The sequence below is a fragment of the Plebeiibacterium marinum genome (assembly GCF_026013615.1).
GTDB classification, from domain to species: Bacteria; Bacteroidota; Bacteroidia; order Bacteroidales; family Marinilabiliaceae; genus Saccharicrinis; species Saccharicrinis marinus_A.
On the sequence record NZ_JAPDPI010000158.1, the window covers coordinates 1 to 375 of the forward strand.

1 protein-coding gene is annotated in these 375 nt (G+C 36.8%); it reads right to left on the reverse strand.

Annotated elements, in window-relative coordinates; all coding sequences use genetic code 11:
- On the reverse strand, positions 1 to 375 hold a 375-nt coding region (locus tag OM074_RS21310; protein WP_301202729.1), incomplete at both ends, for a hypothetical protein.

The following is a 375-nucleotide window of genomic DNA, read 5'->3' on the forward strand; positions in this document are numbered from 1 at the left end:
GCTGATCGTAGCGATTAAGTAAGAAAACGGCTCGGCATAGCGTCTCGCTATGTCGTATTAACCAAGGCCTCTGGCCTGTAAATAAAACAAAAGCCACATTTTTAAAGTGCGGCTTTTGTTTTATGCCGTAGTATGTAAACTGCTTACAGCGCTGCAATATTTTTATTAAAGAAGTCTTTGAATTTTTATTGGTAAGCATTTTATCAATCAGTTTAAAAATGGATTGCTTTTCGTCATCGTCAAGCTGTTGTATCAGTCGCATTTGCTCCACGGCTGTTTTGTCTTCAATGGTAACTTCAGTAGAAATTCTACTGTCATAATTTAAAATCAGATGGTAACGTAAAAAAGCTGCCCCATTTTTTGCAGCTCTTATTT